This is a genomic window from Allohahella marinimesophila, assembly GCF_039538005.1.
GTDB lineage: Bacteria > Pseudomonadota > Gammaproteobacteria > Pseudomonadales > Oleiphilaceae > Allohahella > Allohahella marinimesophila.
On sequence record NZ_BAABBO010000024.1, the window covers coordinates 67903 to 82414 of the forward strand.

14 protein-coding genes are annotated in these 14512 nt (G+C 52.9%); 11 read left to right on the top strand and 3 right to left on the bottom strand.

Annotation, left to right across the window (positions count from 1 at the left end):
• Nucleotides 1-20: 20 nt before the first annotated feature.
• A complete protein-coding gene (flgA, locus tag ABD735_RS19945) occupies nt 21-752 on the bottom strand; it encodes a flagellar basal body P-ring formation chaperone FlgA (protein WP_344809828.1) in 732 nt (243 codons plus the stop codon).
• 196 nt (nt 753-948) lie between these two features.
• Between flgA and ABD735_RS19950 the strand changes: the two genes are divergently transcribed.
• Together ABD735_RS19950 and ABD735_RS19955 are read left to right on the top strand one after the other, a co-directional pair.
• On the top strand, nt 949-1890 hold the full coding sequence (locus ABD735_RS19950) for a chemotaxis protein CheV (protein WP_344809830.1): 942 nt from the start codon (nt 949-951) through the stop codon (nt 1888-1890).
• Nucleotides 1887-2771, top strand: a complete 885-nt coding sequence (locus ABD735_RS19955) for a CheR family methyltransferase (protein ID WP_344809832.1) — start codon at nt 1887-1889, stop codon at nt 2769-2771. The genes ABD735_RS19950 and ABD735_RS19955 overlap by 4 nt, the downstream gene beginning before the upstream one ends.
• Here ABD735_RS19955 and mobA read toward each other — a convergent pair.
• Nucleotides 2740-3372: a molybdenum cofactor guanylyltransferase gene (gene mobA / locus ABD735_RS19960; RefSeq protein ID WP_344809834.1), complete on the bottom strand. Its 633-nt coding sequence runs from the start codon at nt 3370-3372 to the stop codon at nt 2740-2742. The genes ABD735_RS19955 and mobA overlap by 32 nt on opposite strands.
• Before the next feature lie 105 nt (nt 3373-3477).
• Here mobA and ABD735_RS19965 point away from each other — a divergent pair, with 105 nt between their 5' ends.
• From ABD735_RS19965 to ABD735_RS19985, 5 genes are all read left to right on the top strand, one after another.
• Complete coding sequence (locus ABD735_RS19965) at nt 3478-4110, top strand: DUF2058 domain-containing protein (RefSeq protein WP_344809836.1); 633 nt, start codon at nt 3478-3480, stop codon at nt 4108-4110.
• Nucleotides 4073-4912, top strand: coding sequence for a MipA/OmpV family protein (locus tag ABD735_RS19970; RefSeq protein ID WP_344809838.1), 840 nt, complete (start codon nt 4073-4075; stop codon nt 4910-4912). The genes ABD735_RS19965 and ABD735_RS19970 overlap by 38 nt, the downstream gene beginning before the upstream one ends.
• A gap of 253 nt (nt 4913-5165) precedes the next feature.
• Nucleotides 5166-6509: a CmpA/NrtA family ABC transporter substrate-binding protein gene (locus tag ABD735_RS19975; RefSeq protein WP_344809855.1), complete on the top strand. Its 1344-nt coding sequence runs from the start codon at nt 5166-5168 to the stop codon at nt 6507-6509.
• Between the two features lie 34 nt (nt 6510-6543).
• Nucleotides 6544-7575 carry an ABC transporter permease gene (locus tag ABD735_RS19980; RefSeq protein ID WP_344809840.1) on the top strand — a complete coding sequence of 344 codons (1032 nt, stop codon included), beginning with the start codon at nt 6544-6546 and terminating at the stop codon, nt 7573-7575.
• Nucleotides 7576-7618: 43 nt separating this feature from the next.
• Nucleotides 7619-8470 carry an ABC transporter ATP-binding protein gene (locus tag ABD735_RS19985; protein WP_344809842.1) on the top strand — a complete coding sequence of 284 codons (852 nt, stop codon included), beginning with the start codon at nt 7619-7621 and terminating at the stop codon, nt 8468-8470.
• 27 nt (nt 8471-8497) lie between these two features.
• On the opposite strand, the gene ABD735_RS19990 is transcribed toward ABD735_RS19985, so the two are convergent.
• On the bottom strand, nt 8498-9463 hold the full coding sequence (locus tag ABD735_RS19990) for an integron integrase (RefSeq protein WP_344809844.1): 966 nt from the start codon (nt 9461-9463) through the stop codon (nt 8498-8500).
• 844 nt (nt 9464-10307) lie between these two features.
• On the opposite strand from ABD735_RS19990, the gene ABD735_RS19995 reads away from it, so the two are divergent.
• The 4 genes from ABD735_RS19995 (at nt 10308) to ABD735_RS20010 (ending at nt 14396) form a co-directional block, all read left to right on the top strand.
• A complete protein-coding gene (locus ABD735_RS19995) occupies nt 10308-10856 on the top strand; it encodes a DMP19 family protein (protein WP_344809846.1) in 549 nt (182 codons plus the stop codon).
• A gap of 293 nt (nt 10857-11149) precedes the next feature.
• On the top strand, nt 11150-11860 hold the full coding sequence (locus ABD735_RS20000) for a hypothetical protein (protein ID WP_344809848.1): 711 nt from the start codon (nt 11150-11152) through the stop codon (nt 11858-11860).
• 1194 nt (nt 11861-13054) lie between these two features.
• Nucleotides 13055-13528, top strand: a complete 474-nt coding sequence (locus tag ABD735_RS20005; RefSeq protein WP_344809850.1) for a hypothetical protein — start codon at nt 13055-13057, stop codon at nt 13526-13528.
• 133 nt (nt 13529-13661) lie between these two features.
• The gene (locus ABD735_RS20010; protein WP_344809852.1) at nt 13662-14396 is read left to right on the top strand and encodes a DUF7003 family protein; all 735 of its coding nucleotides are present in this window, start codon (nt 13662-13664) and stop codon (nt 14394-14396) included.
• The last annotated feature ends 116 nt before the right edge of the window (nt 14397-14512 follow it).

Genomic DNA, 14512 nt, shown 5'->3' on the forward strand with positions numbered 1-14512 from the left:
GTCGCAATTGAGACGGCACATCACAACATTACCTCAACCTCACCACGCCCGACCACTCGACCCCGAACCACACGTTCCGAACTCAGGTTACGCACCGAAATCTGCTGGCCGATCGTGCCATCAGAAAGGGCTTCGCCCTGCATGCGGATATTGATGCCTCCTGTGCTGGCCACGATCACAACGCGATCTCCACGGCCCACGGCCTTTTCTTTCAGCATCATGCCGGGACTCAGTGTTTCACCCGCTCGGATGGTGCGCTTGCTACGCCAGCCCTTGAGCGACTCCAGATCGCGAAAATATCCTCGCTGCAGCTTGCTGATATCCGTGTCTACTGCAATCAGTTCAGCATCTGCAACGCTGCTGCCACGAGGAATCGCGTGGCGCGCCTGCATCACACTAATGGTATGGACGATGCGAACCTGCGTGTAGATAGTCCAGCTCTCGGGAGACTCACAGGAAATCTTCAACACCAGGCGGCCACCACTGTGCAGTGCCTTGCTGTCGCTGCGACTGGCGGACTCTGATGCCAATGCTTCGGGCATTTGCCGGCAGGCCGGATAGTTCAGGCGGGCATCTGGCGAGTTGATCTCGTACTCCAGGCGCTCGCCCTCTGCATCGAGCTTCAGGCCTCTTACGTAGGCGCGCATGAACGACTCAGTCGCCGCCACCACCTGCTGTTGCCATACCGGCTCTACACTGGTGTTTGCCGATACATTCAGCGTGACGCCCATGACCACACATAGACGTATCAACTGAGCGCGTATCCAAAGGCAACGCTGGCGGATCTCGAATTGGTACATATCAGTGCCCCGACAGAATAGAAATATCCAGAATCTTGCCTATGCTTGGGGAAGGCCTGAAATGACTGGACTGTCCCTTGCGACAGCAAGCTACTGAAGTAGCTAAAGCAAATACCAGGCCATTGAGCGAAACGAGGAGTATCCAGGCATGGCTGGCGTCTTAGATAGTGTTAATCAGCGTACACAGCTCGTCGGCCAGAATCGGCTCGAGCTTTTGCTGTTCAGGCTGCGCGGCAAGCAGATCTATGGCATCAACGTGTTCAAGGTCAAGGAAGTTCTGCAGTGCCCCAAACTGACCCTGCTCCCACAGCGGCACCCGGTCGTGCGCGGCGTAGCCCATGTCAGAGGCGGCACCATTCCTATCATGGATATGGGCATGGCTACTGGCCAGCAGGGCATCCCGACTGAAGAGATCCCCGAGTGCTTCGTCATCATTACCGAATATAACCGCAAGACCCAGGGCTTCCTGGTGTCCGGCGTGGAGCGCATCGTCAACCTCAACTGGGGCGACATGCAGCCGCCGCCGAAAGGCGCTGGACCAAATAGCTATCTCACGGCAGTGACCAGAATTGAAGATACGCTGATCGAAATCATCGACGTGGAGAAAATCCTCGCTGAGGTAGCTCCGACTCGTGACACTGTAGCGGCGGAATTCATCGATGAAGATGTCAGGGAAAGCGTCAAGGACAAGTCGGTTCTCGTGGTAGACGACTCGTCGGTCGCCCGACGGCAGATAGTTCACTGTATGCAGGCCGTAGGGCTGAAGGTGGTGACCAAGAACAACGGCCGTGAGGCGCTGGAGTATCTCGAAAGCCTCGTAGCTGATGGCAGCGATATTCGAGATCATCTCAGTCTGATGATCTCCGACGTGGAAATGCCGGAAATGGATGGCTACACGCTCACCACCCTTTGCAAGGGAAACCCTCAGTTGCAGAACATGTTCATCATGCTGCATACCTCGCTCAGTGGCGTGTTTAACAAAGCCATGGTGGCCAAGGTCGGTGCAGATGACTTCATGGCCAAATTCAGCCCCGATGAGCTTGCCCAGCGGATCAATGAAATTATCAGGGATGAACCCCGCAGCGAATGACCTTTGAGGCGAACGAATACGACGTGTTCAGACAATTTCTCGAGCGAAGTAGCGGGATTGTGCTGGGCGACAATAAACAGTACCTGGTGGCTAGTCGTCTTCGACGCATTCTGATCGAAACCGGTGTATCCAGCCTGACGGAGCTTGTGCGGCGCATAGATGTGCGCCATCCACTTCCCCTGCGTGAAGCGGTCATTGATGCGATGACTACCAACGAGACGCTCTGGTTTCGTGACATGCATCCGTTCAACAATCTCCGTGAACATATTCTGCCGCAGTGTTTTGGTCTCGAGCCGATGGGCACGGCGCGCAGCACCCGAACTGGCCCGAGCTCGGGCAGTATTTCGCAAATGGCCTCAAAACCTTTGAGAATCTGGTCGGCCGCCTGTTCGACTGGTCAGGAGCCGTACTCGATCGCCATGACGATAGAGCAGTTCAGGCAGCACCAGGGCGCCGATCGGCTGAATGCCAAGATCGTGGCGACCGATCTTTCAGCCAGAGTGCTCGATAACGCGAAGGAAGGCCGCTATGATCAACTGGCTCTGGGTCGGGGACTCGATCAGACCATCCTGAACCAGTTTTTCGTCGATCGTGGCGCCGGGACCTGGGAAGTCGCGCCCAAGCTCAAGACGATGGTGGAATTCAGAATCCTCAATCTTCTCGACAGCTTCAGCGGGTTGGGGCAGTTCGATCTCATTTTCTGCCGCAACGTGCTGATCTATTTTGCCGGCCCGGTGAAGACCGATATCCTGCAGCGTATGCATGCGGTGTTGAAACCTGGCGGTTTTCTCATGCTTGGTGCGTCAGAGTCGCCGGGCTCGCTGTCCGATAAATTCAAGATGACCCGCTTTAATCCTGGAATCGCCTACCAGCGGCTCTGACCTTGTCGAGCATTTGCGGTGTATTGATGTTTGCGAACATCGCTCCACTGTCGGAAAAATCCACCTCGCGCACATCGCATTGACTCGTCCAGCCCATCATGCCTGGTGGACGTTCGCGCGGGACAGCCATAAAAGCCGGCAATTGCTGCAGGGCAGAGCGTTTGAGCAGGCAATGCAGCGGCTGGATGCGCTGGCCATCGCTGGCCACGAAACCATCTGCTGACGGCTTGTCTTGTGCAGCAGCCAGCAGGCGACGTGCGAACAGCGGAGACAACAGAGGTGTGTCGCATGGCACCACGAAAACCCAGTCGGACTGAAGTTCAGAGACAGCAGCGACAAGCCCCCCCAGAGGGCCCCTGAAATCAGGCTCGAGATCCTGTATCACCAGCCCATCATGCTGCAAAGCAAGGGCGCGATACCGTTCGAGATTACGATTGACCGAGATCAGAGGCCGGACCGGCGTGTCTGCGAAGGCCGCAAGCGTGGCTTCTATGAATGTGGAAGTACCGAAGTCGACCCAGCCCTTGTCCTGCCCGCCCATACGATCCCCGCGTCCGCCCGCCAGGATGATGGTGTCGATGCGCTGATCAGGAAATGACATATATAAGCTGGTCTGTGTGCGTTCGCGGTGCAAAAGGTTGGCCTGAGGCTGGCAGTGAATGCAATACTCTCGTCTGGCCACATCATACAGATTACAGGAGTCATCATGGCAAAGTCTCTTCAGGAACAACTGATGCAGGCTGGCTTGGTCGATAGCAAGAAAGCAAAATCGATCAAGCAGGAGAAGCGAAAGGCAACGAAGCAGGCCCCAAAGCCGAAGAAATCCGAAAAGGTCAATACTGCAGCAGAACAGGCGACGCAGAGACGGGAAGAGCAGCAGGCCCGCGATCGAGCCAGGGCCCAGCAGGACAGTGTGCAGCGCAAGCGGCAGGAGTGTACCGCTCAAGTGCGGCAGATGGTCGAAACGAATCGTGTGAAACACGGCCAGGAAGCAGGCCTGCGTGAAGATGCTGAGGTGCCGTTCCAATTCGTCGACCAGCGCAAGGTGAAGAAGATTCGGGTGGATAGACCGCAGCAAGGTGCACTGCAGCGCGGTCAATTGGCCATCGTCATCAGTAAAGGCCGCTACGAACTGGTCCCTGCAGAGACTGCCCAGCGTATTATCGAGCGCGAACAGGCGCTGAACGACCTGCTCGCAGAACTGCAGATCGAACCGATCGCAAGCTCGGTGCTGTTGTTCAACAAACAAAGTGGCCTCAGACCCGAGGACACGAAGACAGACACCGCGAGCGATGACCCTTATGCCGACTACCAGATTCCAGACGACCTCATGTGGTAAATTTTTCTGGGGGTCCGCATTGTGCCTTGGTCTTGCTCTGCCGGTCGTCGAGGCCGGTGCTGAAGAGGCCGGCAGCAAGCCGGCAGCCCCCGAAATAAAATCCGTCATCGGTGCTCTCGCCATGTATCGGCCCGAGTATCTCGGTGGCGACGATCACGAACTCATTGGTCTGCCGTTTATCGACCTGCAGTACAACCAGTACTTTTTCAATCCGATCAATGGTGCCGGTGTCGGCATGAGACCGGTAGAGGCTTTGACCGTAGGGCTCGGCCTGGGCTATGCCTTCGGTCGCGATCAGGATGATGCCGACAGGCTGGAAGGTCTTGGCGATATCGATGGTGGGGCGAAGGTGAGCTTCTTCGCCGATTATAAGTTCGAGATCACGGACACAAGTCCAGTGCTCGATGCCAGCTACACCCTGGGGCTGACTGTCGATCACCAGTTCACCGGAGACGACACCGGTGTCAGTGGTGACCTCGGTTTTAGCCGAAATGACCGACTAGGGGAACGCTTCATGATCATCAACGGTGTGAAAGCCTTTTTCGGCAGCGACGCTTTTCAGGATGCCTGGTTCGGCATCAGCGAGCGTCAGACACTTCGAAGTGGCTTACCAGTCTATGACAGTGATGACGTCTTTCATTCTGCCGGCGTGTCCACCCGACTGCTGTATTTCGTCACCCGCGAGCTCAACCTGATTACGGCCGTCAGCTATCAGAAGCTGATCGGCGACGCCGGTGAGAGTCCAGTTGTCGAGAGTCAGGATCAAATGAGTTATCAGCTCGGGTTCAGCTACGCCCTGTAACCATGGATTAACCGTTCTCTGCCCTGAAATGATGCACGGCTAAAAAACGCCGCTGCATTATTCCAGTGCGATTTTCGCTACCCCCGCACCAAAGCCACTCTCGTTCTGCGCCAAAATCAAACATCTCTTATTGTAAGTATATGATTATAGGCGAAAAAAGCATGTGGCATGCTTTCTGCTATGACCAGTTCAGCTACACACACCACGCAAGGAACTGTGCATGAACTGGTCAACTTCATTCAAGGCAGCTGCTATGGCCTCGGCAATCTCGCTCTGCGTCACAGCAGGGAGTGCCCACGCCGAAAAGCTTGGGTACCCGGAAAAGGAAGAGCTGAGATTTGGCTTCATCAAGCTGACCGATATGGCACCGCTCGCCATCGCTTATGAAAACCGCTACTTCGAAGATGAAGGCCTTTATGTCTCAGTCGAAGCACAGGCGAACTGGAAAGTATTGCTGGATGGCGTCATTGACGGTCAGCTGGACGGGGCACATATGCTCGCCGGGCAACCACTGGCTGCGACCATGGGCTACGGCACCAAGGCGAATATCGTCACTCCCTTTTCGATGGACCTGAACGGCAACGCCATCACCGTCTCCAACGACGTCTGGGCGCAGATGAAAAGCAATCTGCCAATGAATGCCGATGGCAAGCCTGAGCATCCGATCAAGGCCGATGCACTCAAGCCGGTCGTCGACAAGTTCAAGGCCGAGGGCAAGCAGTTCAAGATGGGCATGGTGTTCCCCGTGTCCACACATAACTACGAGCTGCGCTACTGGCTGGCCGCTGGCAACATCCATCCTGGCTACTATGCGCCGCATAAAGGCGACACTTCAGGCCAGCTGCAGGCGGACGCCCTGCTATCAGTTACACCACCGCCACAAATGCCAGCCACGCTCGAGGCCGGCACCATCAATGGGTATTGCGTCGGTGAGCCCTGGAACCAGCAGGCCGTGTTCAAGGGCATCGGCGTGCCAGTCATTACCGATTACGAAATCTGGAAGAACAATCCGGAAAAAGTCTTCGGCATGACAGAAGAGTTTATCGAGAAGAACCCGAATACCGCGGTCCGAGTGACCAGAGCGCTGATCCGGGCTGCCATGTGGCTGGATGAGAACAATAACGCCAACCGAGCCAAGGCCGTGAAGATTCTGTCACAGCCGCAGTATGTAGGCGCTGATTACGACGTTATCGCCAACAGCATGATCGGCACCTTTGAGTACGAAAAGGGCGACAAGCGGCAGGTGCCGGACTTCAACGTGTTCTTCCGCTACAACGCTACCTATCCCTATTACTCGGATGCCATCTGGTACCTGACCCAGATGCGTCGCTGGGGACAGATAGCTGAAGACAAGCCTGACGACTGGTACAAGGATCTGGCGAAGAAGGTCTATCGCACAGACATCTATACCAAAGCCGCAAAGTCGCTCATTGCAGATGGTTTGGCCAAGGCCGAAGACTTTCCGGACTTTGCCTCTGAAACCGGCTTCAAGCCTGTGCAGACAGAGTTCATCGACGGCGTGTCTTACGACGGCTCCAAACCCAATGCCTATATCGACAGCTTCAAGATCGGCCTGAAAACCGGCGATAAGCTCTAAGCGCTTTTTTCAAGCCCCACGCAGGATCATAGTCATGGAAAACACAGCAGCCACGCCACAAGCCACAGCAGGTGCGACCGTGAATCGGGCGGTCATTGCACCAGTTCCGTCCGATCGTGATATCGACCTCGGTCAGCTGTTCACAGTTACATTGAAGCCGTTTATCGCGCCATTAGTGGGCATTGCTATCTTCCTGATGCTCTGGAGTTTCGCGGCGAAGAACATCGAGACTTCGCTTGGCGCCTTTCCCGGGCCGGCGGCGGTTGCCGAGCAGTTCGGTAACCTCTACGACGAGCATGTAGTCGCGGGTGAGAAGGAAGCCGCGTTCTACCAGCGCCAGGAAGAGCGCAACGCTGAACGCGTTGCTGCCGACCCCGGCTATGAACCACGTATTCGTGACTATACCGGCAAGGAGACCTTTCTCGATCAGATCTTTACCAGCCTGCTCACCGTCATGAGCGGTTTCATGCTGGCGGCCATCATAGCCATTCCATTAGGCATCGCCATCGGCCTCAACAAGACACTGAGCGCTGCGGTCAATCCTGTGATTCAGATCTTCAAGCCAGTCTCGCCGCTGGCCTGGCTGCCGCTGGTGACGATGGTGGTCAGCGCCGTGTATGTGACCAGCGATCCCATGTTCGCGAAATCTTTCGTGACTTCAGTGATCACTGTGACCCTGTGCTGTCTCTGGCCAATGATGATCAATACCGCACTCGGCGTCGCAACCATCGACAAGGACCTGGTGAACGTGAGCCGTGTGCTCCGGCTGCCGCCACTGAAGCACGTGCAGAAGATCGTGTTGCCCGCCGCCGTGCCACTGATTTTCACCGGTATGCGAATGTCTCTGAGCATCGCCTGGATGGTGTTGATCGCTGCGGAGATGCTCGCGCAGAACCCGGGCCTGGGCAAGTTCGTCTGGGATGAGTTCCAGAACGGCAGCTCCTCCTCACTCGCACGCATCATGGCTGCCGTTATCGTCATCGGCCTGATTGGCTTCATGCTCGACCGCATCATGCTTACGCTGCAGCGCTACGTTTCCTGGGACAAGAACACTGCCGCCAGCTAACACTGGGCGACCCAACAGATACTCACCAAGTGGAGAACAGCTCATGTCCATCACACTGAATATCGACCATATCGATATGGTCTTCGACACCCCAAAGGGCCCATTCACGGCGCTGCAGAATGTGAGCCTCAAGATCAGGGAAGGTGAGTTCGTCTCACTGATCGGTCACTCCGGCTGCGGTAAGTCAACGGTGCTGAATATCGTGGCAGGTCTTTATCAGGCGAGTAAAGGGGGCGTCGTTCTGAACGGTAAGGAGGTCAATCAACCTGGCCCCGAGCGCGCCGTCGTATTTCAGAACCATTCGCTGCTACCCTGGTTGACCGCTTATGAGAATGTTGAGCTGGCGGTAGATCAGGTCTTTGGCCGCAAAAAGAGCCGGGCAGAGAAGAAAGAGTGGATTGAGCACAATTTGCGCCTTGTGCATATGGAACATGCCATGCACAAACGTCCTGGCGAGATTTCTGGCGGTATGAAACAGCGTGTCGGTATCGCTCGGGCCCTCGCGATGGAGCCTCAGGTGCTGCTGATGGATGAGCCCTTTGGAGCACTGGACGCTCTCACGCGGGCCCATATGCAGGACTCGCTGATGGAGATCCAGAACGAGCTGAATAATACAGTGATCATGATTACCCACGACGTGGATGAAGCCGTGTTGTTGTCTGATCGAATCGTGATGATGACCAACGGGCCAGCGGCCACAATTGGGGAAATTTTGGAGGTTGATCTCGAGCGGCCGCGTGATCGGCTTGGACTGGCTGAAGATCCACAGTACACGCATCTGCGGTCTGAAGTGCTGCGGTTTTTGTATGAAAAGCAGCGGAAGGTTGAGGAGATTGGGAGCAAGCGTGCGAAGAAGGCCGGTCCTGGCAAGCACAATCGGTCTAATGCTGCCTAAGGTAGTCGCGAGGCTGCTGCGGCAGATTCACACCAGTGGAATGGTATCGAGCGGACTAATGGTGCCTGCCCGCTGATTGCCCAGGACGTGTGTGTAGATTTCGGTCGTTCGAAGATCGCTGTGGCCAAGCAGCTCCTGCACAGTTCTGATGTCGCTGCCGGTTTCAAGCAGCCGTGTGGCAAAGGAGTGGCGGAAGGTATGTGCGGTCACGCGCTTGCAGACACTGCTTATGGATACAGCGGTGCGCAGCTGCCGTGCGTAGGCGCTGCTGTGAAGGTGGTGGCGACAGACTGATTGGTCGTAGGGATTAATCGATCTCATGGCGGACGGGAAAAGATACTGCCAGGGTGTCTGCCGCAGCGTACCTTGGTATTTCTTGAGCAGGGAAGGCGGCATCGATGTGAAGCCGTAGCCTTCAAGCACATCATTTTCATGAATTGCCTTGGCCCTCTCCATCTGCTGTTCGATTCGGGCAAGTAGGTTCGTAGGCAGCAAGGTATAGCGGTCCTTGTCTCCCTTGCCGCCAAATACGAGGATCGACTTTCTCACCATGCATATGTCTTTCAGACGCAGTCTCAGGACTTCATTTATTCGAAAACCGCAACCATACAGAAGCGCGGTAATCAGCCAGTACTGACCCTCCATCTGCGCCAGAATGGCGCTCACTTCCTGAGGGGTAAGCACGGTTGGCAGCCGGCGCGGCTTTCGCGCAAGGCTGTACGCCAAGTCTTTTATCTCGATGTGAAGCACGTGCCGATAGACGAAAATAATGGCGCAGAGCGCAATATTCTGCGTGGCCTTACTCACCGACCGATTCACCGCCAGGTGATTGAGAAAGCGTTCGATCTCAGACGCTCCCATGGTTTCAGGGTGCCTGGTGTCGTTAAACAGGATGTACTGCCTGATCCAGTACAAATAGGTTTTTTCCGTCTGATAAGCGTAATGCCGCGTGCGCAGTTCCGTTCGCACACTTTCCATGAACCTGGACTTCATCAGAGATCCTTCTCTGGCTGTATATCTATACAGTGTAATGGCCTCGATGAATTCTGGAAAGGGGTTTGCTTAGTAAGCCCGGGCTTGAGTGCTCGATCTTCCCTTGGTGAGTTATTCTAAGATTTTGTTCCAATTGAATTTTCTGGAAATGCGGTGCGGCTTATAGAGCAGCCAAATGCTCGTCTTGCCCGAGCGCATGTTTTTTCCATGGAGAATGGCGACACCTGATGATCATACAAGGTGACAACCAGATGCAGTTTCTTGTTCTAAAGGGATTTTCTGACATACTGAAGTCATGAGACCAAAAAGCGGGCCCGGGGCTTTCGAAGCGCGCATTGTAATAAGCTGTTATTTGTCGGCAGTGTCGCGGTAGGCCTCGGCGGGAGTAGTCCCTGGAGGCACCAGCTTTGGTTCGGTAGTCCGCCTTAGCTGCAGAATTCAGCTANTAGCACGAGGCTCTTTTAGAAAGCTTCGGTGGTTCTAGGTCATCTGCTCACCAGGCAATGGGCTGGTGGCTCCCCTCAGCTTTCTCGGCACCAAGACTGAAGAGTTGCGCTCATCCGGTGGCGTTGCCAGATTAGGATTGTAAGCCGGCAGGGTAGTCAGCTCCGGCAACAGCGGTGTGGCGTTCGATGGACTATCATTTATCCAACGTACTGGCTTCGTTCGCTCCGTGAGGCTCCGGCCTGCGCTTGCGCTTCGGCAGCCCGGCTTTGCCGACTGTCAGTGGCTCGGCGAGTAACAAGATAATGTTGCAGACACGCTTCGCGCGCTGCAAATCACGGCGTTATGCACTCAAAGGCTCGAGATGATCGATAGGATCCCATGCAATGAATGCGGGGCAATGGTTTTACCAAGCACGGCTGAACGTACAGGTGGGCTTTGCATGCCCTGTAAGAATGGTACTCGCAAAAGTATGGATCTAGCTAAAGAGCGTGCAGCTAAGGAAAGAGAGCTTGAAAGAACATGCCCGTATCGAGCGCTATGGCGAGAGCTCGTAGATAAAGTGTATAACCAACGTGGTGGTTTTGAAGCACTCTCGGCAACTGAAAAGCTTTATTATTCGGTTAATGTCCTAAGCGGCGAAGTTTACAACGGAGGGTTCGACCAATATTTTACCAACACATCCGCTGAACATTACCGCGATGCTGAGCATGGTTTAGTTCAACTGGGTGCGACCAACTCAATTAAGCTATTAAGGCAAGCAAAGGAGCAATTGTTTGGCTCTAACCAAGTGCCAAAAAGTCAAACTGAGCGATGGGAATTAATTCGTAAACTCAATCGGCCCACAGACTTAGATACACTGGACACTGATTTCTACAAAGACCTGGATAATCTAGATGACAAGCTTGAGGCTTTCGCATTAGAGGCAGGGTTAGTAAAAAATGCATAACCAGTTGCTGCAACCGACATACGCGCTTCCACGAGTTTTGCGCATGTCGCTTCGCGCCATTGTCGCGCAAAACCCGCTCCAGCGCGCATGCGGCTGAGCAAGGCGTTACTAGCACGAGGCTCGTTTCGATATTTTTGGTGGGTCGAGGTCATCTGCTCACCGGACAATGGGCTGGTGGCTTCTATGAGCATCCTCGGCATACCAGCTGATGAGGTGTGTTCATCAGGTGGCGTTGCCTGGTCTGACTATTAGCCGGCAGGTACACAGCTTCGGCAGCAGCGGAGTGGCGTTCGATGCACTATCATTTATCCAACCTACTGGCTTCGCTCGCTCCGGTATATTCCGGCCTGCGCTTGCGCTCCGGCAGCCCGGCTTCGCCGACTGCCAGCGGCTCGGCTAGTAACAAGATACTGCACGAGACAACCGCTTCGCGGCCGCTCGTGAGCACGGCGTTACGTGTCATGAGTGCTGAGAAACTTAAGAATTTTTGCGGACACTTGGCAGCCCTATCGTCGGATAACGAAAAATTATCGATGAGGCTGCTGCCATGGAGCTCCTTTACAGAAGACGATACCCCAGTGTTGGTGATCGATCTCGTTAACTATGATTTCCTGAAACCCACCCCCATCACTCTCGGTGAAGTCAAAGCCCGAGAGTACGAGATCGATGGTATTGAGTTAACAGAAGATCAAATCAAAATTTGGGTGTACGAGTTTGAGGAGCCACTTACCATAAGGTGCGGTGCAGTCAGCTATGGCTTTCAACCATTTTCCGAGAGCGAGTTGCTCCATTTTTTGAAATTATCGCAAGCTAGGAATAGCGAGCAAAATGAAGCTATAGTTTCTCTGCGTAAAACGCTGTCTTCAATAGAGAAATTTGTCTCTGAGCAGGAGGATCGAGTAACTGCCAGGTACGGGCATCATCCGGAGGGGTCGGAAGGGCACCGACTTCAGAAAGTACAGCTGAATCTATTGCATCGACTGCGCGCGCGGCTCCACACGTAACCAGGCCATGCAAGGGACAAATCTCCGTTCCGTATTTTGTGCTTTCGCTACGCTCAATGGTCGCACAAAATACTCCACTACAATTTGCCCATGATGGCAGCGTTATGCAAAAAATACCATGAAACATAGTCCAGAAAAAATCACCTTAGTAGCAGAGGCAATATTCTCCAAAGAGACTCTGCGGGTAGTAGAAGGGTATTCTAATTTCGATCGTGAGCCAATTGAGTTTTTTGTTCAGGCGAACTTGCTCGTTACTTAACGAATAACTTAATCGAAAAACAGAGCAACATAGATATACGAATTGTGTATCACGACATGGGATGTGATTTAACGAAGGAGAAAATCGCTCTAAATCGAGACAAAGTTATAGGTAAAAAATTTCGATATACTTGGTCAGGTTGGGGTCAAATAATTCTCCAACTTGATGGTGCTGAAAGAAATGTCCAGATTAATCGAGTGACATCAAATTCAGAACAAAGGGCAAATAAATGGAGTGGTGTTCATCCCGAGCAAGAACCAGTAGAGAGCTGGAATTGGAGTGCCGTAGAGAAACACACAAAAAGGCTTCAGCGTGTTCTTAAAAAAATTGCATAACAAGGCGTTCAACACGGACTCCGTAAAAGTGTCACCTGTTTTGCAAAGACATGCAAAACAGCCGTCATTTTTACTCCGCCGGTTGACGCGGCGTTATGCAGGTAGCGTTATGAGGGGACTCTAGTTGCTCCGAATAATTCGCACTTTTTCGGCGGCGCTCCGTGCAAGCCGGATATTGGGTCAGAGTTATAGGCTTTCGCGATCTGGATCGGGCTTGGAGGCTGCCGCTAAGGCGCGGCTCGGTCTTGGTGTGCTCTCCCATCCGACGGTACGGAGATACAGCGCTCACGCTGGATCCGTTCATTTTTGCTTAGTAATACAGCTGGAAGAGCTTCGTACACAGCTAGGAGTTGAGGGCCCATTAGAGCGCGACTTGGTTGACGCATATTTGTTCCTTACTGCTCTACCTGAGGAGAATGCTGTCAGAGTTGAGCACGAGCAGTGGATCAATCATATCCGGGATCAATTAGGTTATACGCCGAGTCGTACGAATCATGCATAACAAGTTGCTGCTACGGTCATCGCACAGTTGGCATCTTTTCTGCGGCGCTTCGCTGGCAAAAAGGCCGCCAACTGCACGCTGCCGCAGAGCAAAGCGTTATGCAGGAATTGAATATGGGGCTGGTTGAGGAAATTCTGGGCCTATGGGCTGGAAATGTTATCGAAACAGATTCGGTTGTTCGAATTGAACACCAAAATGGTGACTACTCTCACTTGTACCGAAGAAGGGATGCTCCCTATGCGACAGACGTCCCCGCTCAGATCCGCTACATTTACGATGAGTTCGATGGCGTAGATATACTAAGCAGTGCCTTCAAAATTTCTCCGATCGCGAATCCATCTGCCTATGGCGGCGTGAGGCTTTTCTCTTCTGCTGACGAGCTCGTTTTCCAAATGTCAGACATTCAATTTCGTGAGAGGGTACTGCCCTTTTGTAACGAGACAGGGAACTGGATTTACGCCGCCTCCTATGACTCGAGGCTGATCTTTCGCTTCGATGTTGAGACTGGAGTTATAACCGAACATCCCAGTTTCAGAGAGGTGCTGGGATTCTATGCAGACGCAATTAGGTGAGTGCATAACAAGGCCATGCAAGGGACAAATTTCCGTTCCGTTTTTTGTGCTTTCGCTTCGCTCAATTATTGCACAAAATACTCCACTCCAATTTGCCCATGATGGCAGCGTTAGGCGTAAAGAGAGATCGTGAATGAAATGGACGTCTGAAAAAATTCTTGAGACCTTAGATTCATGTGCAGAAGAGTTCACTTTTCCTGTCCTTGATAATGGCTATGTCTATTTAGCTGCAACGAGGATGTCAATTTTTGGAAATGAAAGTGACTGGGCGATCGTAATTGAAGTTTTTGGTTTCTCTCCAAGGTCAGGTGACCCTGATGTTCAAATTTACACATTCTCAAATAATCTCTATGAAAGAGATTCATCGGAAAAATATGTATCTGAAGAAGCATACAGAAACTATCTAGAAAATAACCCATTTAATGAATCAAGGTTTATCTATCCAATCGACAATAGTGATTGGATAGATGAAGAAGAACAAGAAAGTCTTAACCTCAATGGAACATGTCTTCTGCGAAGCAAAGAGATTTCATTTCCGCTGATTTCTGACTATGAGAAATCAGGAATTGAGCTAGAAGAAGATGTTCCGCTAACTTTCGAGTTCTGTCGGTTTTTAGCAGAAAACTACAGAGAGTTAGTTTTGTGTACACAAGAAGAATTAAGAGTTAGCGTGTTGCCAAGCATGGAATTACTTTTCCAATTAGATGACTGGGAGCATCCTGATATTTCAGATGGGGAGCTACCCAGCTCATCTGAAGACTTCAAGAATATTGCAAATGCACTTGAAAAGGGTTCATTTGAGTCATTTGAAGCAAGTGATAAGAACAATACCCATTGGCGTAATTGGCCGGAGGCTGGCACGCTGTGAGAAAGGCGCCTAACAAGCAGCAGCAACCGACCGTCAAAAGTGTCACTCAAATTGCTGCGCAATTACGTGCCACTTTTGCCGGCGGCTGTGCTGGGCGTTCTGGCTGTAGAAAAACC

What these genes read in the sequence shown, in the direction of transcription:
- ABD735_RS19950 (WP_344809830.1), top strand. Translation starts at nt 949, where the DNA reads ATGGCTGGCGTCTTAGATAGTGTTAATCAGCGTACACAGCTCGTCGGC.
- ABD735_RS19955 (WP_344809832.1), top strand. Translation starts at nt 1,887, where the DNA reads ATGACCTTTGAGGCGAACGAATACGACGTGTTCAGACAATTTCTCGAG.
- mobA (WP_344809834.1), bottom strand. Translation starts at nt 3,372, where the DNA reads ATGTCATTTCCTGATCAGCGCATCGACACCATCATCCTGGCGGGCGGA.
- ABD735_RS19965 (WP_344809836.1), top strand. Translation starts at nt 3,478, where the DNA reads ATGGCAAAGTCTCTTCAGGAACAACTGATGCAGGCTGGCTTGGTCGAT.
- ABD735_RS19970 (WP_344809838.1), top strand. Translation starts at nt 4,073, where the DNA reads ATGCCGACTACCAGATTCCAGACGACCTCATGTGGTAAATTTTTCTGG.
- ABD735_RS19975 (WP_344809855.1), top strand. Translation starts at nt 5,166, where the DNA reads ATGGCCTCGGCAATCTCGCTCTGCGTCACAGCAGGGAGTGCCCACGCC.
- ABD735_RS19980 (WP_344809840.1), top strand. Translation starts at nt 6,544, where the DNA reads ATGGAAAACACAGCAGCCACGCCACAAGCCACAGCAGGTGCGACCGTG.
- ABD735_RS19985 (WP_344809842.1), top strand. Translation starts at nt 7,619, where the DNA reads ATGTCCATCACACTGAATATCGACCATATCGATATGGTCTTCGACACC.
- ABD735_RS19990 (WP_344809844.1), bottom strand. Translation starts at nt 9,463, where the DNA reads ATGAAGTCCAGGTTCATGGAAAGTGTGCGAACGGAACTGCGCACGCGG.
- ABD735_RS19995 (WP_344809846.1), top strand. Translation starts at nt 10,308, where the DNA reads ATGGTTTTACCAAGCACGGCTGAACGTACAGGTGGGCTTTGCATGCCC.
- ABD735_RS20000 (WP_344809848.1), top strand. Translation starts at nt 11,150, where the DNA reads ATGCACTATCATTTATCCAACCTACTGGCTTCGCTCGCTCCGGTATAT.
- ABD735_RS20005 (WP_344809850.1), top strand. Translation starts at nt 13,055, where the DNA reads ATGCAGGAATTGAATATGGGGCTGGTTGAGGAAATTCTGGGCCTATGG.
- ABD735_RS20010 (WP_344809852.1), top strand. Translation starts at nt 13,662, where the DNA reads ATGAAATGGACGTCTGAAAAAATTCTTGAGACCTTAGATTCATGTGCA.